Raw genomic sequence first — 20,447 nt, 5'->3', positions numbered from 1 at the left:
AAAAAAAATCGAATAGATAATTATTCATCTATTCGATCTTTCATCTGTTTTAATATTTTCTTTTCAAGTCTTGACACTTGCACTTGTGAAATACCAATACGCTCAGCTACTTCTGATTGTGTTTGGTCTTTATAATAGCGCAAATACACAATTAAACGTTCGCGTTCATCCAATTCTCTAATCGCTTCTTTTAAAGCAATTTTATCAAACCATTTCGTCTCAGATTGATCTGCGATTTGATCTAAAATAGTAATTGGATCCCCGTCGTTTTCATACACAGTTTCATGTATCGATGAAGGCGCACGACTCGCTTCTTGTGCCAAAACGACTTCTTCTGGCGTTAGTTCCAGAGCCTCAGCTACTTCATTAATTGTTGGAGCTCTTCCAAATTCTTTTGAAAGCTCGTCTCTCATCTTTCGAATTTTGTTTCCTGTTTCTTTTAAAGATCTACTCACTTTCACCGATCCATCATCACGTAAAAATCGTTGAATTTCTCCAATAATCATGGGAACTGCATATGTTGAAAATTTCACGTCGAAAGATAAATCAAATTTATCTACCGATTTTAAGAGTCCAATACATCCAATTTGAAATAAGTCGTCTGGTTCGTATCCTCGGTTCAGAAACCGCTGCACAACCGACCATACGAGACGCATATTACTTTGAACAATCGTATCTCTTGCTTGTTGATCTCCATCTTGACTTTTTTGAATTAACGCTTTTAGCTCGTGGTCCTTTAACTGAGGTTTCTTCTTCTCATTTTTGACCTCTATGTCCATAGGCTATTCTCCTTAATTGCATAGAGCGTTACTATTTGATAAGTATTTTGTCAAATGGATTGTTGTCCCGAAAGATTCGTTTGAAATAACTTCTACTTCATCCATAAAATTTTCCATGATAGTAAATCCCATTCCGGAACGCTCTAATTCAGGTTTAGTTGTAAACAGGGGTTGTCTCGCTTCATCTAAGTTAAAGATACCAATTCCTTCATCTCGAATCGTGAGTTTCACCATTGCTTCTTCCAAAATCACTGAAATATAAACAACACCTTCTGCATTTCCTTCGTACCCATGAATAATTGCATTTGTAACTGCTTCTGACACAACTGTTTTAATCTCTGTTAGTTCTTCCATCGTTGGGTCTAGTTGTGCAATAAAAGCAGCTACTGTAACACGAGCGAATGATTCATTCTGACTTAACGCTGAAAATTGAAGGTTCATTTCATTTCTCATTTATGCCACCCCCAACGTCGCGAGCGCATGCGCTTCACTTTCTTCTAAACGAACAATTTTGAATAGGCCTGACATTTCAAATAAACGTTTAACAGGTGGTGAGATTGCACAAACAACCATTTCTCCACCTAATCCCTTTACATGTTTATATCGGCCTAATATAACACCTAAACCAGAACTATCCATAAATGATAAATTCTCTAGGCTCAAAACAATATGATGAACACCATGCGTCTCAATCATATCTGTTACTTTCGTTCGCAACTCTTCAGCAGTATGATGATCTAGTTCACCCGCTAACCTCACACATAAGACGTCACGTTTTACCTCTAATTGCATGGAAAGACTCACACGATTTCCTCCTTATGCTCAAACTTTACTCATTAGCATACATAAGATTTTCGTGACAGAGAATAAGAATCCTTCCTATTGACAAAAGAAGTACTATTTCGCCATAATGTGAAATTTTTCAGCAATTATTCCTGTACAAACAAGCAGAAAAGCGGCAAATTTCCCGCCGCTATTTTGATGTTGAAAACATCCCAAAACTTCTCTTAAATAACTCCCACCAGCTTGCTGCTGCAACATCTTCTTTTGCTACGATTGTTTGTTTTAATAAAACCTCTTTATCTTTTTTAATAACAAGTGTACCAAGCGCATCACCTTTTTTAATTGGTGCCTTAACTTTCTTTTCAGCGATTACTTCTTGTTTTACTTTGTCCATATTTTCGCCCTTCTTCATTAGAAGAGACACATTATCTGACGCAACTAAATCTACTTTTTCCTTTTTACCTTTTCCTACTTGTACAGTCTTAATTTTTTCACCGCGCGTATACATTTTCTTTGTCATATATTGACCAAACGCATAATCAAGAAGCTTCGTCACTTGATTGTTCCGTTCTTTAGATGTAGGTGCTCCCATAACAACTGAAATAACACGCATTCCATTTTTTTCAGCTGATGCAGTTAAACAATATTTCGCTTCCGTCGTAAAACCCGTTTTCACTCCATCTACTCCAGGATAAAAACGTACTAATTTATTCGTATTAACGAGCCAAAACTTCTTATCCGTATCTTCACGTAAATAGTCCTCATATTTACCTGTATATTTACGAATAAGAGGGTACTTCATCAATTCTCTCGCCATAATTGCCATATCATTTGCTGTGGAATAATGATCTTTGGCTGGGAGACCTGTCGGATTCTGAAAATGAGTATTTTTCAGTCCTAAATCTTTCGCTTTTTTGTTCATCATATTTACAAAACCTTCTTCTGAACCAGCGATATGCTCCGCTACTGCAACAGACGCATCATTTCCAGATGCAATGGCAATACCCTTTAGCATTTCATTTACAGTCATCTCTTCCCCAGGCTCTAAAAAGATTTGCGATCCACCCATTGAAGCTGCATGCTCACTTGCTCTAACTTTATCTGTCAGTTTTAGTTTTCCTTTTTCAACTTGTTCCATAATTAATAGCATTGTCATAATCTTCGTCATACTGGCAGGTGGTAACTTCTCATTTGGATTTTTATCAAATAAAACTTTACCTGTATCTTGTTCAATTACGATTGCTGACGACGCTTGTTCCGCTAACTTCGGCGCGGTTTCTTCTGTTTTCTCCTGTTTCGTTTTCTCAGATTGTGCAAAACTCACTGAAGTACCAGAAAGCAATAACATGAAACAAACAAGTATTCCAAAAACTCGCTTCATGACTAACCCTCCATTCTATATCAAACCTATTTTTTCCAATTTACGAATTTTTAATACCATAATTTTCTATTATTTTCAGTTGACAAATATATTCATTACCGATATTGTATTAAGTGTATTACACGCAGTAGTACACTTAATACATATCAGAAAGGAGACATTGCTCTTGCATATTCAACTTGATCCAAGAAGCAACACTCCGATATGGGAACAAATTGTTCATAATATAAAAGAACTCGTATTGAAAAACATGTTAGCTCCAAGTGATAAGCTTCCTTCTGTACGCGAGCTCGCTTCTTTACTCGTTATCAATCCAAATACAGTGAGTAAAGCGTATCAAGAGTTAGAGCGACAAGGGATTATTGAAACACTACGAGGAAAAGGAACATTTGTATCCCAATCGATTACCCCAACATTAGACGAAAGGAAAATCGCTATGGTTGAAAAGCAATTTCATCAATTACTATTAGAAGCCTCTTATCTTGGTGTTACGAAAGATAAAATTCATGATTGGATAGATTCATACTATAAAGAGATTGGAGGAAGTTCGGATGCTGAAAGTGACAAGCCTGAAGAAAACAATTGATAATCAAACAATTTTAGACGATGTTTCTTTCACATTACAAAGAGGAAGTATCGTCGGATTGCTCGGAAGAAACGGTGCGGGAAAAACAACTTTATTACGAACGATGGTCGGCATTTTAGACCCTGATGCAGGGACTGTTACATATGAAGATAGAAACATTCATCAATGTCCTGAAATAAAGCAAAAAATCGTATACGTTCCAGATTCTACTAACATACTGAACGGATATACAGTAAAAGAAATTGTAAAGTTTTACAAAGCCGTTTATACAGCATTTGATGAACAGTATTTCTATGAACTGTTAGAACGCTTTAACTTACCAAACAAACGAATTCGTAGTTACTCAAAAGGAATGAAAGCACTGCTTGCGATCATTTTAGCCGTTTCTACAAAGGCCGAATATATCATTTTAGATGAACCGACAAACGGACTTGACCCTATCGTGAAAAGACAGATTTTACAGTTTCTCGTTGGAGAGGTTGCAGAAAAAGAGATTACCATTTTCATCTCCACTCACCATTTAGATGAAGTGGAACAAATTGCAGATACAATCATTATATTAAAAGGCCATACTATATCTTCTATTACATCACTAGACGATGCAAAATCACGATTCGCAAAAATACAAGTAGCTTACGAACGTTCATTACCTCAAAAACTAGAAAACTTAAACAATATTAAAATATTAAATCAAACAGGAAAAGTATATACGATTTTAATCGAAGGAAATGTATCTACAACACTGGAGAAGTTTTATAAAGAGCAACCAATACTCATTGAAGAATTGACGATGTCACTTGAAGATGTCTTCGTCACGACACTTGAGGGGGATGGCTATGTTTCATAAGGCGTTATGGATGTGGAATTGGAAGCGCGGGAAATATGCTGTGTTACTATTCTTCTTTAGTTCGCTTTACTTATTATCTTTTGGCTACTATAGAAGTGCTCAGATGGAACTCGCTGAATATTACGAATTACAAGATAAAGGGAAACAGTATTATTATTTTTATTCCTTTTCTTCAGGAGAAGGTAATAGTTTTTTGTTAACAGTTCTTATCATCGCTTTAGCCTGCTTATTGATAGGATGGGAACGTAGCAATCAATCTAATACACTACTTATGACGATGCCGTTTAAAAGAAAAAATATTTTCTTATCTAAATGGGCTTTCGGATCCTTTTGTATTGTAAGCTCGTTACTTATAAATTGGATTCTTATGTATGTTATTTATAGAACAACCATTCATTTTGATTATCAATCATTTAGTCTATTTCACCGATACTTTCTTTATGCGATTGTTTCTTATGTTGCAGTCTATACAGCAGCTTTATGTATCGGTACTTTTACTGGAAGCATCGTGTCACAAGTCGCTTTTTGTATTCCATGGCTACTAATGGGGCTTACATTTATTCCACTAGTGTACACCTTTACGATAAATCATTTAGATGCTACAAATACTAAAAATAATAAATTAGATCAACAACTTTATGAAATCAATCAAAAAACAAATATAGTTGCACCAATTTATCGCTTTTCTATTGATTATAACTATCATCCAGAACACCTTGAGAAGAAAGACGATCCAACTACTTTAAGAAATCCAGTATCTCATAAATATTATTCAGCAAAATCAATGCTAGTCCCTATTTTCTATACAATTTTTTACTTACTACTTGGAACATATTTATATATGCGATCACCAAACGAAAACAGTCAAAAAATATTTATTTTCCAAAAGCATTTAAAATTATGGATATGGGTGACAACCATTTACTTTGCATTACTAGGTGGCTATAAAATGAACCAATTTTATTTCTTACCTAACTACTATATTAGTTTGTTTCTCGCTGGAATCATTACTTATGTTGTATTATCACGCCTAACAAATTATAAAGTTTTTTAAAGGAGAGATCCTATGTTTCAAAAAGCACTATGGCTAAGAACGTATCAACAAAGTAAATATGTTGTATGGTTATTTTGGCTCACCAGCTTCTATACTTTATCGTATAAATATTATATGGCTTCTATTCAACAACAATACTTTCTAAAACAGGATAAAGAGTGGAATTATGTATATCATTATTACTTTGATTTAACACTTTTAAACCCTGTCATACTGTTAGGTAGTATACTTATCGTTCTAGCTTGTACGTTAGTTGGATGGGAGAGACAAAATAACTCTAGTGATTTGTTGTGGTCTATGCCCTTTAAACGTTCACACCTCTATATAACAAAGTGGTTGTTTGGAATCTGTAATATCACCGCTGTTGTCGTTTTAAACTGGGGGCTATTTGCTATTATGAAAAAGTTAACTTTTCATAATAAATATCAAGTATTCTCCCCCTTTCATAGTTATTTTATATACATGTTAATTGTATTAATCGCTATCTATACACTTGCCTTATGTATAGGTACAATTACAGGAAATATTATATCGCAAGGATTTCTCACTGCAGCTATATTAATATTCCCTGCGTTACTCCCATCACTTATTGCAGGAGTCATTGCTGTTCACTCAAACACTGAATTTCATGAGGACAACGGCCTTATACATGATGTGATGGAAAACATACGTATTTCTAGTCCAGCAGAAGAATTTCAGATTATATTTAATTATGATCCACAAAGGGCTTATACCGATTCAAATGGAGTGCGGCATAACGAACCAAACTTTACAAAGGTTCCACCAGCAAAAACATTGATTGGACCTATCGCACATATCATTATTTTATTACCACTCGGCATATTTTTATACGTTCGTTCAATCAATGAACGAAATGGTAACTACTTATTATATCCAAAACTACAAAAAGTAGTTTTGACTTGTGCTATTCTACTTGCTGGAATCACTGGAGGTTTAATTTTCAGTGACGCGCATTCCTTGCTCAATTTTTACATTGGGTTTTTGGGGACTAGTTTACTTACGTATTTCTTCCTACCTAAAATATTAAAATGGAAAGTCTCTTGGAATTTCAAATAAAATAACCTCCTCATAATGAGGAGGTTATTTCACATTCTCTCTTTTTTTCCCATACTCTTTTTCTTGCTTCGTTCCAAACCCGTCACCATTTGCTACGATTTGATCTGTCGGAGCAACTATACTTTCAGCAATTCTCCATTCTCCCCCTTGTTGAATAAACACTTGCATAAAATAATTCATTCCATTTAATTGGTACGGGTTCTCTTTTTTCACTTCATAACGGGCCGCCACATAATACACCTGCACATTTTCAGCTTCAAATTTAGAAATATACTGTGATAATCTCGGGATGTACTGTGATGCTTTCTGAAGTGGAAGTTGTTTTACTTTTACAAGAGAAGACTTTGTCACATTGCTTATCGTATCTTCATGCCGAACGTTATCGCTATGATGAAATAAAATCGTATTCTGCATAGAGCGAATCCATAGTTTCGAGTATAAGACAGGTTGCTTATTTGAAATATGTTTTAATTCTTTCTGAACGACTTGAATTGGCGTTGCGGCATCCACGAATTGATTAAAGCAGAAAAAGCTTCCAGTCATAATGAAAAGCGCAAAAATACGTTTCATAATTTTTCACTCCGATTCTTTTTAATTAAAGTATTGGAGTTTCAAAATATTTTTATTCAAAAGAAAAAGGATAGGAAAGCTTTCGCTTCCTATCCTCATTTATTATAATACGCGGCCAAATAGCTCTAACACCATTTCTATTTCTTGGTCGCTCCAACCTTTAAATCTCTCTTTATAATATTCTTTACGCACAGCTTCAAGTTTCTCAGTTACTTCTCTTCCGTGTTCTGTAATTTCTAAATACACGATACGACGATCTGAATTTGAACGTTTTCTTTCTACAAATCCTTTTCGTACGAGACGATCTGTAACAGCTGTAATATGACTGGAGGTTACGTTTACTTCACTCGCAATTTGCGAAGCCATTTGTGGACTTTTTAAAAATAACGCGCGTAATACAGAAAATTCATTATATGGCATATGTTCTGCAAAACGTGTATTAATATCATTTTGTAATAAACGTATCATCTTTCGAAATGATCCGGATAACTCTAAAATCAGTGTTTCTCTTTTTTCGTTCACTAGCCTCGTCCCTTTTTTATCATATTTACACATATTATAATCTATAAATACCCTCGTTGTATATGCTTTCTTTCTCTAACATTCCCATTTATGTAACTTTTTCATATAAATTTCTTTTTTGTTCACACATATACATATAAAAAGGATGGTGATGGAAAATGCAGGGTGGAATGAATCCTTATTTACACAACGTACGCACAGCTAATACTGGTAAAGAAGCTACTATTACTGTACAAGGCGAAGGCGTTGTCAAAGCAAAACCGAATGTTGTTATATTAACGCTTGGCATTCGAACAGATGATAAAAATGTAAAACAGGCTCAAGAAGAAAATGCAGTGCAATCCAAACAATTGCTGGATGCACTGAAACAGCTTGGTATTGCCGATAAAGATATAGAAACCATTTCTTATACGATCACTCCTCAATACGAATATGTAAATGATAAAGCATTGCTACAAGGATACCGTGTAGAGCATTTGTATGAAATTACCGTTTTAAATGTACAAAAAGCAGGGGAAGTATATGATATAGCCGTTTCCAATGGGGCAAACGTAGCAAAAGGATTACGCTTTCGAATATCTCATCCAAATAAATATTATGAGCAAGCCCTCATGCAAGCTCTGCAACAAGCAGTAGAAAAAGCTCGTGCTATTGCGAGTACATATAATTTAAACATTAATCCTGTCCCACTCTCATTCGTTGAAGAGTCTGCCCAATTACCACGGGAAGTCACGTCCTACGCTACTTTACATGCACAAGCAGCCCCTCCTATTCAATCAGGAGAATTAGAAATCATTTCAACAATACGAGCCATTTTTACTTATTTATAAATAATTTCTTTTATAAGTAAACGTTATCATTTTCGTTGTTGTAAAAACATGATGTTCTGATATAATAAAGGTCGGTGAGCTCTTACAAAAGAGATATCACGGGTGGGAGAGGGATATGAAAAAGAAGGTTTAACATGAAAGGAATACTTGAAAGAACATTTAAATTAGGTTTACATGAAACATCACCAAAACAAGAAGTTTTAGCTGGGGTTACGTCATTTTTCACGATCGTATATATTATGATTGTAAATGCGTCAATCTTATCAGATGCTGGCATTCCTCTTGAAGCCGGAATTTTAGCAACTGTTTTCAGTTCATTCGTCGGATGTCTGCTTATGGCATTTTGGGCAAATGCACCCGCTATTCTTGTCCCTGGTATGGGTGTAAATGCATTCTTCACGTACACTGCTGTGCATACGCTCGGTTTAACTTGGCAGGAAGCATTAGCAGCTGTCTTCATCTCTGGTATTATTTTTGCAATTGCTGCTTTTACACCAATCGCTCGTGTGCTCTCGGTATCGATTCCAAAGTCATTAAAGGAAGCTATTACTGTCGGCATCGGATTGTTTTTAGCATTTATCGGATTGCAAAAAGGTGGTTTAGTCGTTTCGAATCCAAATACTGCTGTTGCAATGGGGAAATTAAGTAACCCTGTCGTTCTTGCGACTGTGCTTACTCTTATCATTGCACTTGTATTATTTATTCGTAACGTACGTGGAAACTTTTTATGGACGATTGCAATAGGAACTGGTATCGCTTGGGCATTTGGTCTAGTAGATACAAGTCAAGTGGGAAATAGTTCATTCTCCTTCGCTAATTATGGCGATGTGTTTGGAGCTATGTCATTTGGAAAACTTTCTTCCTTACCATTTTGGATTGCAACATTCTCCTTAAGCATGGTGCTTATTTTTGAGAACATGGGACTATTGCACGGTTTATTAGAAGATGACCGTAAATTCCCGCGTGCTTACCAAGCCAATGCAATTTCAGCAATGACATGTGGTCTATTTGGCACAAGCCCTACGGTTTCAACTGTAGAGAGTGCCGCAGGTATTGCTGCAGGCGGCAAGACAGGTCTGACGTCTATCGTTACTGGGGTGTTATTTTTCGCATCACTGTTTGCGCTTCCGTTTGTCAAATTAATTCCTGATAGTGCCATTGCACCAATTTTAATTATTATTGGCGGGCTGATGATTACAAGCATTCAACAAATTCCTCTGAACGATTTTTCAGAAGGTTTTCCAGCGTTTTTAATTATCGTTATGATCCCGCTCACATATAGTATCGCTGATGGCATTGCGTTCGGATTTATTGCTTATCCTATTTTAAAAGTTGCTCTTGGAAAGCGTAAAGAAGTCGCACCGTCTATGTATATCGTTACATGCTTATTCTTAGCAATGTTTGTATTACATGCTATTGGTTAAAAAAACACCGAGGAAACCCCTCGGTGTTTTTTTACTTAAACCATCCTTTTTTATAAAACCAAGCCATCATTCCACCGCCAATTAGTGCCATTAGAAGCAGACAAATAAAATAACTATATTGTCCGCCTAGCTCCGGCATATGTGAGAAGTTCATTCCATATACTCCCGCAATAAATGTTAATGGCATAAAAATAGTAGAGAAAACCGTTAATGTTTTCATAATATTATTCATATGGTGCGAGTTTAATGAAAAATAGCTATCCCGAATATCTGCCGTTAACTCTCGGCTCGCTTCAATCATTTCAGTCAGCTTCAGCAAATGATCATGTATATCTTTAAAATAAATCTCATGATCACTTATACCGTAAAAACGGGTCGAATTTAAAATTCGATACAATAAATCACGCATCGGAATGATTGTACGCCTTAGTTTAGATAAATCAGCCCTTATATCAAATACTTCTTCTAATACACTTCCCGCAGTCTCACCTGTTAAATTATCATCAATTGCATTTAAATGATCCTCGATGTAATACACAGGCGCAAAATAATCATCTACAATTTGGTCCGTAATCGTATGTGCTACATGTAAAGGGCCCTTCTTAATCCGTTTCTTTTCCCCAAGCGTTTTCCATACTCTTTCAATCGCATTGTTATGAGAAAAATGGAAAGAAACAATATAGCGATCACTAACAAATAAATCGATTTCATGTGGTTCTAGCCCATCCTCTCCAAATGCGTGAAGAACTAAAAAGTTATATCCATCATAGAAATCAACTTTTGGTCTCTGTACATATTCAAGACAGTCTTCAATTGCAAGGGGATGGAACTTAAAATGATCTTGCAAAATATAAGTATACTCTTCTTTCGTTGGCTTATATAAATCTAGCCAATACCATACAATATGGTCTTTCGTTGTTTCTTCTAGCGAAACATCATACAATACTTCATCTGTTTTTGTTACTGCACAAATTCTAATCATAATTTCACCCATTATTATTATAAACAAAAAATAGTAAAAAAAGCCAAGGAGAAATCTCCTCAGCTTTTTTATTACTTCGTTACGATACCATGTACTAAAGTTGGTGCATCAACGTGTTCTTTAGAGATCTTCATGTTCTCATAAATTTTCGCTTTTACATCTTCAACATTTTCGCGGTTTGCGTAAATTGTAACTAGTGAGTCACCTTTCTTCACGCTATCCCCTACTTTTTTGCGAAGCATTAAACCAACTGCTAAATCAATTTCAGACTCTTTCGTTGCACGTCCTGCTCCTAGAAGCATTGCTGCTGTTCCGATTTCGTCTGCAACGATTTCTGATACATATCCGTCTTCTTTCGCTTCTACCTCAATTTTAAATTGTGCTTGTGGCAATTTAGAAGGATCATCAACAACAGATGCATCGCCGCCCTGCGCTGATAAAAACGTTTTAAACGATTCTAATGCTTTTCCGTTGTTCATTACTTCAATTAGCTTTTCACGAGCATCTTCTAAAGATGAAGCTTGTCCAGCAAGGTATACCATTTGACTTCCAAGTGTTAAACATAACTCTTCTAAATCTTTCGGTCCTTTACCTTGTAATGTATCAATTGCTTCTTGTACTTCTAATGCGTTACCAATAGCTTCACCTAGTGGTTGACTCATATCAGAAATAACTGCCATTGTATTACGACCAACGTTATTACCAATGCGCACCATTGCTTCTGCTAAACGTTTTGCATCTTCATCTGTTTTCATAAATGCACCTGCTCCAGTTTTTACATCAAGAACAATTGCATCTGCACCAGCAGCAATTTTTTTACTCATAATTGAGCTTGCAATAAGCGGAATTGAGTTTACTGTTGCCGTTACATCACGAAGTGCATATAACTTTTTATCCGCAGGTGTTAAGTTTCCACTTTGGCCGATAACAGCAATTTTATTTTCATTCACAAGACGCATAAATTCATCATTTTCGATTTCAACATGGAATCCTGGAACTGCTTCTAATTTATCGATTGTACCACCAGTATGTCCTAGACCACGTCCAGACATTTTTGCAACCGGTACACCTAAAGCGGCTACTAATGGACCTAATACAAGTGTTGTTGTATCACCAACGCCACCTGTTGAGTGCTTATCTACTTTTACTCCTTCAATAGCTGATAAGTCGATTGTATCACCGCTGTTTACCATTGCCATCGTTAAATCCGCACGTTCTTGATCGTTCATATCTTGGAAGAAAATTGCCATTGCAAGTGAACTTACTTGATAATCAGGAATATCACCATTCGTATATCCTTCAACAATAAAGTTAATTTCTTCTGTCGTTAATGCATGTCCGTCACGTTTTTTTGCAATTAGGTCCACCATTCTCATTGTGAGGTCACCCCTTCATTTGTTTTACGATTGCTTTTACTAATGCTAAGAAGTTAGCTTTAACACGTTCTGTCGTTTCAATTACTTCATCATGGTGAAGTGGCTGATCTAAAATACCAGCTGCCATATTTGAAATACAAGAAATACCAAGTACTTTCATACCAGCATGACGCGCTACAATTACTTCAGGTACTGTTGACATACCAACTGCATCTCCGCCTAGTGTACGAAGCATACGAATTTCAGCAGGTGTTTCATATACAGGACCTGTCATTCCAACGTATACACCTTCTTGTACTTTAATATTTAAGTCTGCTGCAACTTGTTTCGCCATTTCGCGAAGCTCTACTGTGTATGATGTAGACATATCAGGGAAACGTACACCCATTTCAGAATCATTTGGTCCGATTAATGGATTTGTACCCATGAAGTTAATGTGGTCTGAAATTAACATAAGGTCGCCTGGTTCGAATGATGTATTTACACCACCAGCTGCATTTGTTACAACAACCGTTTCTACACCTAGTTCTTTCATAACACGAACTGGGAATGTTACTTTTTGCATGTCGTATCCTTCATAGAAGTGGAAACGCCCTTGCATTGCTACTACTGTTACACCTTGAAGTGTACCGAATACTAGTTGACCTGCATGACCTTCTACAGTTGATACTGGGAATTCAGGGATTTCACTGTAAGGTACTGTTACTGCGTTCTCGATTTCTTCTGCTAATACACCTAGTCCAGATCCAAGGATTAGTCCTACTTGTGGTGTTTCTTGAAATTTCTCTTTTAAGTATGAAGCTGATTTTGTAATAAGTTCACGATTCATTTGTTTATCCCCCTATTTCTTTAGCTCGTTTAAGAAGCTTGTTCCGTATTCTGGCATTTTCACACCGAAGTTTTCTGCTACCGTTGCACCAATATCAGCAAATGTTTGGCGAAGTGCTAATTCTTGTCCGCCATCTTTCATGCTTGGGCTATATGCTAATAACGGTACATATTCACGTGTATGATCAGTACCGTGGTGAACTGGATCATTACCGTGATCTGCTGTAATTAATAATAAATCATCTTCTTTTAGTTTTTCGAATACTTCTGGAAGACGAGCATCATACTCTTGCAGAGCTTCTCCGTATCCTTGTGGATCACGGCGGTGACCAAATAATGCATCAAAGTCAACTAAGTTCAAGAAGCTAAGACCTGTAAAGTCCATATTTAATGTATCTACAAGCTTATCCATTCCATCCATATTAGACTTCGTACGAAGTGATTCAGTTACCCCTTCGCCATCATAAATATCAGAAATTTTACCAATAGCAATTACATCATAGTTGCTATCTTTTAATTCATTCATTACTGTGCGACCGAATGGTTTTAACGCATAGTCGTGACGATTTGGTGTACGTGTGAATTTACCTGGTTCTCCAACGAACGGACGAGCGATAACACGTCCTACCATGTATTTCTCATCTAACGTTAATTCACGTGCAATTTTACAAATTTTATATAATTCATCAAGCGGCACTACTTCTTCGTGTGCTGCGATTTGTAATACGCTATCAGCAGAAGTGTAAACGATTAAAGAACCTGTTTCCATTTGTTCTTGACCAAGCTCATCAAGAATCTCAGTTCCAGAAGCTGGTTTATTACCGATGATTTTACGACCTGTTTTTTCTTCTAATTCATCAAGTAATTCTTTCGGGAATCCTTCAGGGAACACTTGGAATGGTGTATCAATGTAAAGACCCATAATTTCCCAGTGTCCTGTCATTGTATCTTTACCAGTAGATTTCTCTTGCATTTTTGTATAATATCCAAGTGGTTTTTCTACTTTAGAGATACCTTTCATTTCACGAATGTTACCAAGACCTAATTTCACCATGTTAGGCATTTGTAACCCATTCATATGTTCAGCAATGTGACCAATTGTATCAGATCCTAAATCACCAAATTGTTCAGCATCTGGTGCTTCACCGATTCCAACAGAGTCCATTACGACTAGGAATATACGTTTATATTTATTCATAACTGCGACCTCCTATAAGTTCAGTTCTACTTCCTGTAGTATGTTCAAAACGCTATAAAGTGAAACTGTTCTCCATAAGAATTATCTTTCGTTCTCATTGTCAAACAGTACTTCTTTAAGTCATTCTCTAACCTATTTTGTTTTACTTGAAACGACGTAAAAACATTTCTAGTTTTTTCTAAGTCAGATGTCAGACATCTGATATTGATATCATAACATGTTTACGCTTTCTTTTTAATACATTTTCGTAGAATTTCTCATTTTCTTCACACTTCTATTGTAATCCATTATACAAAGAAGTGCTAACTATTTTGTGACTTATTTCTTTATACAAAATAAAAAGCAGCTCTAAAGAGCTGCTCATTATTTAACTTCTACTGTTTCTTCTTTATGTTCATGGAGTTCGCCTTTTCTCACATGCACTTTCACTTTGTAAGTACCGTTCTCTTTAAAAGTATGTTTACTTTCATACTCTCCTTTATTTCCTTCTTTTGCCGGAATAAATTCGTGTTTTTCAACACCATCTTTCCAAATCTCAAGTTGGACTTCAGCACCCGTTAATGCCTCTTCTTTTTGCTTTAAATGAACTTTCATTGTTGCTTCATTATTTACTTTTATATCACCAGCCATAAGGTGGATCATTGTGTCACTTTTGTGATCGCCGTGCCCTGCATCGTGATTGTTACTTTCTTTTTTCGCATCTTCTACTTTCGCATTTCCTACAGCAACTTTTACTTCTGGCATAACATGCATCTCACGTGCATTTGTGTGAGCGATAATATGGTATACTCCATCCGTCTCAAACGTTTTCTCTACTGCATAAACACCTTTCCCTTTATGCTTACCATCTAACATCTCATGCTTTTCGTCGCCAGCTTTCCAAATTTCAAACTTTACATCATCAGCATCCGTTACTTTTTCTTTTCCTTGTGTAACAAGTGCTTGTACTTCTGTTTTTTCACCTGGTTTAATTTCTTTCGGATTTGTTTGAACTGCTACTTTTACAGCTTCCAGTTTCTGTTCTTTTTTCGGTTCTTCTTTGTTTGTATTACAGCCAGCCAACGCTAGCATCGCGATAAATAAAGTCATAATAAGTTTTTTCATCATCATTTCCTCCTTCATACTTTATTTAGTATAGAGGAAACACATTGTAATATTCCAGTCTTCTGCTGAAAACAATGTACGAAATATTTGTGAAGTTTCTGTGAAACGACCTTCCCTTCTGAATCTATGAAAAAAGAGCATAGTAACTATGCTCTCGGATGAAACTGTTTATATACATCTTTTAATCTAGTTTTTGAAACGTGCGTATAAATTTGCGTCGTCGAAATATCTGCATGTCCAAGCATTTCTTGTACAGCACGTAAATCTGCCCCATTTTCTAATAAATGCGTAGCAAAAGAGTGACGCAACGTATGCGGTGTCAGCTCTTTTTCAATATTTGCTTCTTTCGCTAATCGTTTTAAAATTTTCCAAAAACCTTGTCTTGATAATCGATTACCATGATGGTTTAAAAAGAGTGCATCTACTACTTTTTTCCCCATCAATTCTCGTCTTCCTTTTTCAATATACTTTTGAATTGCTTCCGTCGCTAAACTTCCTAATGGAATAATTCTTTCTTTATTCCCTTTCCCTATGCAACGAACAAACCCCATCGTTAAATGTACATCTTCTAAATTTAGTGCGATTAATTCTGAAACGCGAAGTCCTGTCGCATACAGTAACTCTAGCATCGCCTTATCACGAACTCCAAAAGCACTCGTCATTTTTGGTGTCTGAAGTAACGCCTCTACTTCATCAACTGATAATACTTTTGGTAATTTCCGCTCCCCTTGCGGCGTTTCAATATGTACGGATGGGTCGTGTTCTACCGCCCGTTCACGAAGTAAAAATTGGTGAAACGAACGAATCGATGCAATATGACGTGCTAATGTTTTCGAAGATTTTCCGTTTTCTTTTAAATGTTGCAGAAAGTTAACAATATGCAAGCGTGTCACTTCATGAAAAGTTTTGGTCTGTTCTACATTTTGCAAATACTTTACATAACTTTTCAAATCACGTTCATAAGATACTACTGTATTTTTCGCTAATCCCTTTTCGACAACCATATAATGAATAAAATCTTTTAATTGATCTTCCAATCTACACTACTCCCCATTTTCATAGAAAAACATCATTCTATTTACGAAAGCATCCTTTGCCGGTTCTTCATTCCCTGATACTTTTTCTACAGTCTCTTCTTTTGGTTTTTCATAACGATGATAGCTTTCATATTCTTCATTTATCCATAGTATAGCGAAATAAAACAAAATCGTACAACTTGTAAATAATAAAAATACTTTTATTCCATCAAAAGTTAATTTTAAAGCTCGGCGCATTGTAAACTCCTCCAAAATATAAGTTATTACAACATATGCCAAGCTTTCACCAATTTATACCTTATTCAAATAAAAAACCTCTTCCTAGATAAATAGGAAAAGGTTATTTTTCATCCGTTTCAATTTCTTGACAATTTTTACAAATCCCATGGAATGTTAAACGATGATCTTTCACCTTAAAGCTCCAGTCTCGTTCTACTTTCCTTTCCACTTCACCAAGTAAATCTTCTTGTATTTCTTGTACAGCACCACATTGTGTACAAATCAAATGATGGTGGAAACGCTGCGCACCTTCTTGGCGTAAGTCATAGCGTGAAACACCGTCTCCGAAGTTAATCTTATCGACAACTTTCAACTCAGATAATAGCTCTAAAGTTCGATAGACGGTTGCTAATCCGATCTCTGGCGACTTTTCTTTTACAAGGAGGTAAACATCTTCTGCGCTTAAATGATCTTCTTCATTTTCTAGCAGCACACGAACTGTTGCTTCACGTTGCGGTGTTAATTTGTAGCTCGCTGCATGTAATTGCTTCTTAATTCGTTCAATTCTTTCTTCCATTCGGTACTACTCCCTCCTCGCCACTCTTACACCATTATATCAGAAGAAGGGCTTCTGTCAAAAGAAAAACAATAAAAACAAATTGATAATTATTCTCAAAAAGTATTTATTTTTTATTAATAGCTTCAACGACTTCTTTCATTAAAACTGGCGATGCATAAGCTTCCACACTAGAAGCAAGAGCTAACACCGCTCCAATCACAAGAAAGAAGCATGTATAGCGAATTAATAATGGTAATAGTGGCTCGGTTATTTTCCGGATAAATTGATGTCTAATCATACGTAAGGAAAAACTTGCGGCAATTGTTGTCATAACGAGAAATACTGGAATTATGATAAGATTTTGTGGCAATACAGATACGAATGCAAGTAATAATCCATTCCAACCATGCTGACTTACTAAAAAACCTACTGTAAATCCAACAACTACTCCTTTTACAAATAATAAAATAAAAATAAGTGGCAATCCAATAATTGAAATCCCTAAAATCCAAATAAAGCCGATGTATTTTAACTGCGAAAAGTAACTTTCTCGAAACATTTCGCCCGCGATAGCGAATTCTCCTTTAGAAACTTGTCCAAAAAAACGCTGTAAATAAAATGATAAATCTTGCTTTTGATTTATTTGTAAACTATTCACAAGAATGGCTCCAAATATTACTCCCATCAATAATAAAACAGCGTTAAATATATATAATGAAGAGTTTTCCTGTATGTGAGACATTACACGGTCTTGCCAAGTTTTTCGCCACATTTTTCTTCCCTCCGTTCACACTATTACTAGAAATGTATGAAAGAAAGAAAAAAAGTATGACGAATTAACATTGAAATTCCGCTCTACTTTGCTAAACTAAAAAGTAGAGAATAGGAGGGATTTCTCTTGAAACCATTATTATTAGATTTTCCAACATTATTTCAAACTGAACGCTTACAAGTTCGCAAACCGTTTCCAGGTGATGGTACCGAAGTGTATGAAGCAATCCAAGCTTCCCTAGAAGACTTAGTGCCGTGGATACCAATTAACGCTGAAACAGAAGAGAGTGCTGAAGAAATTGTTCGCAACGCTCACGGGCAGTTTTTACTTCGTGAAACACTTGATTTTCACTTATACGATAAAGTATCAGGTACATTCATCGGGGCGATTACGCTCAAACCTGAAAACTGGGATATTCCAAAGTTTTCACTTCACTTCTGGCTACATAGCGCTTATACAAAACAAGGCTATATGACCGAAGCTATTAAAGGTGCCATTCAATTCGCCTTTGATAAACTAGGTGCTAGAAGAATTGAAATTCGTACTGATGCAACAAATACAAACGCATGTAACTTAGCAGAACGTTTAGAATTTATTTTAGAAGGCACGATGGAAAATGATTTCCTAGCGCCGGATGGTAGCTTACGTGATGCACGTGTATATGCAAAAATTAATTAAAAAACACTCGCCTTTGGCGAGTGTTTATTTTTGTAGTTGTAAATATTGTACTGCAAACATCGTCTTCGCATCATGAATACGAAGATCTTTCATAAGAGTACTCGCCTCTTCTAATGATACTTCCATTAACTCCACAAACTCATCTTCATCTAAAGCTGCTTTATTTTCTTTATTTTCTTTTTTTGTCAAACCTGTCGCTTTATATACATATAAAATTTCATCTGCGAATCCTGGAGATGTATAGAAAGAAGTAATGAGCTCCATGTTTTCACATACATATCCTGTTTCTTCTTCTAATTCACGAACCGCTGTCACTTCAGGTTTTTCACCCGGTTCTAACTTGCCAGCTGGAATTTCTATAATCGCCTTTTCAAGCGCTTTACGATACTGCTCAACAAGCACAATTTTCCCCTCATCAGTAATAGCAATAATAGCAACTGCACCAGGATGATTTACAATTTCACGTTTACTCATTTCTCCATTTGGTAATACTACATCATCAACACGAACTTTTATAACTCTACCATCAAAAATCGGCTCAGTTTTTACCGTTCTCTCTGCAAGATTACTCATACTACTTCATCTCCCTGTTCTATTTCCTATGCTTTCTTCATACATTTTACCACATTGAAAGGAGCGTGATAGAAATGAAAGTTTATATTTTACCAAATCGCGTCACTTTAGTCGGAAAAGCGTGGCAAATTCGCCATAAGCTAAAACAATATGGCAAAGAGTATACAACTGTACAAGAGTGGATTACAGCAAATAAAGTGAAACATTAGTCCTAAGAGGCCATCCTCATCTGATTATTAACCCACACCACTCGGACTTTTACGGGCAGTTAATGCGGGATCAAAAGGAAACGTTTGTCAACCTCTTTCCCCTCTCGTACAATAAAGGTAAGGAGGTTGACCTATGAAAAAACGTCAATTAGGAAACTCAGATTTGTTTGTTACAGAAATGGGCCTTGGCTGTATGTCTCTCGGTACATCTGAAACAGAGGCTATGCATATTATCGATGAAGCAATCGATTTAGGAATCAATTTTTTTGATACAGCGGATTTATATGATTATGGATTAAATGAAGAATTTGTTGGAAAAGCCTTAAAAGGAAAACGAGACAAAATGGTTCTTACAACGAAGGTTGGAAATCGATGGACAGAAGAAAAAAATGGCTGGTCTTGGGATCCTTCCAAAGCTTATATAAAGACTGAAGTAAAAGAAAGTTTACGTAGACTTCAAACAGATTATATTGATCTTTATCAACTACATGGCGGGACGATTGAAGATCCTATAGATGAAACCATTGAAGCTTTTGAAGAATTGAAAAAAGAAGGTATCATTCGCCATTACGGGATTTCTTCTATACGTCCAAATGTCATCCGCGAGTATGCAAAACGCTCAAATATCGTTAGCGTACTAATGGAATATAGCCTTTTAAATCGTCGTTCAGAAGAATGGTTCCCACTTCTTACTGAACATCAAATTAGCGTCATTGCTCGTGGACCACTTGCAAAAGGAATTTTAACCGACAACAATGCAAGAAAGGTAGAAAGAGTAAAAGAAAAAGATTACCTTTCTTATTCCTACGATGAATTACATACAACACTAGCGAGTGTAAAAGAAACGGTTGGAGAAAGCTCTTTAACAGGAACAGCTATTCAATATTGCTTACATAATGAAACTGTTGCAGCTGTTATACCTGGTGCAAGTTCTATTGAGCAATTACAGGAGAATATACAGGCTAGTAAACAAACACACTTAACAAAAGAAAAATATATACAGCTTCAGCAAATTGCCAAATGTGATACCTATGCTTTACATCGTTAAAAAGACGCTAC

The 20,447-nt window shown here is 36.0% G+C and carries 25 protein-coding genes; 9 read left to right on the top strand and 16 right to left on the bottom strand.

The features are described 5' to 3' along the window. Window positions 1–20: 20 nt before the first annotated feature. The 4 genes from sigF to dacF form a co-directional block, all read right to left on the bottom strand. Window positions 21–779 carry an RNA polymerase sporulation sigma factor SigF gene (sigF, locus tag EUC40_RS06690; protein WP_000350729.1) on the bottom strand — a complete coding sequence of 253 codons (759 nt, stop codon included), beginning with the start codon at window positions 777–779 and terminating at the stop codon, window positions 21–23. Window positions 780–791: 12 nt separating this feature from the next. After that, entirely contained in the window at window positions 792–1,232 is a 441-nt protein-coding gene (gene spoIIAB, locus EUC40_RS06685; RefSeq protein WP_001243400.1) for an anti-sigma F factor, read from the bottom strand. Further along, complete coding sequence (gene spoIIAA, locus EUC40_RS06680; RefSeq protein WP_000059133.1) at window positions 1,233–1,583, bottom strand: anti-sigma F factor antagonist; 351 nt, start codon at window positions 1,581–1,583, stop codon at window positions 1,233–1,235. Between the two features lie 169 nt (window positions 1,584–1,752). Then, window positions 1,753–2,943: a serine-type D-Ala-D-Ala carboxypeptidase DacF gene (dacF, locus tag EUC40_RS06675; RefSeq protein ID WP_071713107.1), complete on the bottom strand. Its 1,191-nt coding sequence runs from the start codon at window positions 2,941–2,943 to the stop codon at window positions 1,753–1,755. Window positions 2,944–3,109: 166 nt separating this feature from the next. Here dacF and EUC40_RS06670 point away from each other — a divergent pair, with 166 nt between their 5' ends. From EUC40_RS06670 to EUC40_RS06655, 4 genes are read left to right on the top strand one after another with little or no spacing between them, the layout of a single operon-like run. Continuing rightward, a complete protein-coding gene (locus EUC40_RS06670) occupies window positions 3,110–3,529 on the top strand; it encodes a GntR family transcriptional regulator (RefSeq protein ID WP_071713106.1) in 420 nt (139 codons plus the stop codon). Continuing rightward, window positions 3,495–4,376 (top strand): ABC transporter ATP-binding protein, encoded by an 882-nt coding sequence (locus EUC40_RS06665; protein WP_071713105.1) that lies wholly within the window; start codon window positions 3,495–3,497, stop codon window positions 4,374–4,376. The genes EUC40_RS06670 and EUC40_RS06665 overlap by 35 nt, the downstream gene beginning before the upstream one ends. Next, window positions 4,366–5,430, top strand: a complete 1,065-nt coding sequence (locus EUC40_RS06660) for an ABC transporter permease (RefSeq protein ID WP_071713104.1) — start codon at window positions 4,366–4,368, stop codon at window positions 5,428–5,430. The genes EUC40_RS06665 and EUC40_RS06660 overlap by 11 nt, the downstream gene beginning before the upstream one ends. Before the next feature lie 12 nt (window positions 5,431–5,442). Continuing rightward, entirely contained in the window at window positions 5,443–6,507 is a 1,065-nt protein-coding gene (locus EUC40_RS06655; protein ID WP_156574180.1) for an ABC-2 transporter permease, read from the top strand. 24 nt (window positions 6,508–6,531) lie between these two features. Here EUC40_RS06655 and EUC40_RS06650 read toward each other — a convergent pair whose 3' ends face one another. Together EUC40_RS06650 and EUC40_RS06645 are read right to left on the bottom strand one after the other, a co-directional pair. Then, window positions 6,532–7,077, bottom strand: coding sequence for a hypothetical protein (locus tag EUC40_RS06650; protein ID WP_156574178.1), 546 nt, complete (start codon window positions 7,075–7,077; stop codon window positions 6,532–6,534). Between the two features lie 102 nt (window positions 7,078–7,179). After that, on the bottom strand, window positions 7,180–7,599 hold the full coding sequence (locus EUC40_RS06645) for a MarR family winged helix-turn-helix transcriptional regulator (RefSeq protein ID WP_001003309.1): 420 nt from the start codon (window positions 7,597–7,599) through the stop codon (window positions 7,180–7,182). A gap of 158 nt (window positions 7,600–7,757) precedes the next feature. On the opposite strand from EUC40_RS06645, the gene EUC40_RS06640 reads away from it, so the two are divergent. Together EUC40_RS06640 and EUC40_RS06635 are read left to right on the top strand one after the other, a co-directional pair. Next, window positions 7,758–8,429: an SIMPL domain-containing protein gene (locus EUC40_RS06640; protein WP_156574176.1), complete on the top strand. Its 672-nt coding sequence runs from the start codon at window positions 7,758–7,760 to the stop codon at window positions 8,427–8,429. Between the two features lie 134 nt (window positions 8,430–8,563). Further along, complete coding sequence (locus EUC40_RS06635) at window positions 8,564–9,853, top strand: NCS2 family permease (RefSeq protein WP_071713100.1); 1,290 nt, start codon at window positions 8,564–8,566, stop codon at window positions 9,851–9,853. Between the two features lie 31 nt (window positions 9,854–9,884). Here EUC40_RS06635 and corA read toward each other — a convergent pair whose 3' ends face one another. The 9 genes from corA to spoIIM form a co-directional block, all read right to left on the bottom strand. Then, entirely contained in the window at window positions 9,885–10,847 is a 963-nt protein-coding gene (gene corA, locus EUC40_RS06630) for a magnesium/cobalt transporter CorA (RefSeq protein WP_071713169.1), read from the bottom strand. A 59-nt stretch (window positions 10,848–10,906) separates the two neighbouring features. Further along, entirely contained in the window at window positions 10,907–12,211 is a 1,305-nt protein-coding gene (locus EUC40_RS06625) for a pyrimidine-nucleoside phosphorylase (protein WP_071713099.1), read from the bottom strand. Window positions 12,212–12,218: 7 nt separating this feature from the next. Continuing rightward, window positions 12,219–13,040, bottom strand: a complete 822-nt coding sequence (locus tag EUC40_RS06620) for a purine-nucleoside phosphorylase (protein ID WP_016086425.1) — start codon at window positions 13,038–13,040, stop codon at window positions 12,219–12,221. A gap of 12 nt (window positions 13,041–13,052) precedes the next feature. Beyond that, a complete protein-coding gene (deoB, locus tag EUC40_RS06615) occupies window positions 13,053–14,237 on the bottom strand; it encodes a phosphopentomutase (RefSeq protein ID WP_071713098.1) in 1,185 nt (394 codons plus the stop codon). 363 nt (window positions 14,238–14,600) lie between these two features. After that, a complete protein-coding gene (locus EUC40_RS06610) occupies window positions 14,601–15,344 on the bottom strand; it encodes a FixH family protein (RefSeq protein WP_156574174.1) in 744 nt (247 codons plus the stop codon). A 143-nt stretch (window positions 15,345–15,487) separates the two neighbouring features. Beyond that, the gene (gene xerD, locus EUC40_RS06605) at window positions 15,488–16,378 is read right to left on the bottom strand and encodes a site-specific tyrosine recombinase XerD (protein ID WP_000390086.1); all 891 of its coding nucleotides are present in this window, start codon (window positions 16,376–16,378) and stop codon (window positions 15,488–15,490) included. Between the two features lie 6 nt (window positions 16,379–16,384). After that, the gene (locus EUC40_RS06600; RefSeq protein ID WP_001250432.1) at window positions 16,385–16,615 is read right to left on the bottom strand and encodes a YqzK family protein; all 231 of its coding nucleotides are present in this window, start codon (window positions 16,613–16,615) and stop codon (window positions 16,385–16,387) included. A gap of 103 nt (window positions 16,616–16,718) precedes the next feature. Further along, window positions 16,719–17,174, bottom strand: coding sequence for a ferric iron uptake transcriptional regulator (fur, locus tag EUC40_RS06595; RefSeq protein WP_000392656.1), 456 nt, complete (start codon window positions 17,172–17,174; stop codon window positions 16,719–16,721). Between the two features lie 106 nt (window positions 17,175–17,280). Continuing rightward, window positions 17,281–17,928: a stage II sporulation protein M gene (spoIIM, locus tag EUC40_RS06590; RefSeq protein WP_000269099.1), complete on the bottom strand. Its 648-nt coding sequence runs from the start codon at window positions 17,926–17,928 to the stop codon at window positions 17,281–17,283. 126 nt (window positions 17,929–18,054) lie between these two features. Here spoIIM and EUC40_RS06585 point away from each other — a divergent pair, with 126 nt between their 5' ends. Beyond that, a complete protein-coding gene (locus tag EUC40_RS06585) occupies window positions 18,055–18,606 on the top strand; it encodes a GNAT family N-acetyltransferase (protein ID WP_000803502.1) in 552 nt (183 codons plus the stop codon). A 24-nt stretch (window positions 18,607–18,630) separates the two neighbouring features. Here the strand turns inward: EUC40_RS06585 and EUC40_RS06580 are convergent, their stop codons facing one another. Further along, on the bottom strand, window positions 18,631–19,179 hold the full coding sequence (locus EUC40_RS06580) for an NUDIX hydrolase (RefSeq protein WP_156574172.1): 549 nt from the start codon (window positions 19,177–19,179) through the stop codon (window positions 18,631–18,633). Window positions 19,180–19,253: 74 nt separating this feature from the next. Here EUC40_RS06580 and mciZ point away from each other — a divergent pair, with 74 nt between their 5' ends. Continuing rightward, window positions 19,254–19,388, top strand: coding sequence for a Z-ring formation inhibitor MciZ (mciZ, locus tag EUC40_RS06575; protein WP_000870296.1), 135 nt, complete (start codon window positions 19,254–19,256; stop codon window positions 19,386–19,388). A gap of 133 nt (window positions 19,389–19,521) precedes the next feature. After that, window positions 19,522–20,436, top strand: coding sequence for an aldo/keto reductase (locus tag EUC40_RS06570; RefSeq protein WP_156574170.1), 915 nt, complete (start codon window positions 19,522–19,524; stop codon window positions 20,434–20,436). Window positions 20,437–20,447: the final 11 nt, after the last annotated feature.

It is taken from the genome of Bacillus luti, from assembly GCF_009739945.1.
Classification (GTDB): Bacteria; Bacillota; Bacilli; order Bacillales; family Bacillaceae_G; genus Bacillus_A; species Bacillus_A luti.
Note: the sequence above shows the minus strand (reverse complement) of the source record. Positions and strands in the feature narration are given on the sequence as shown.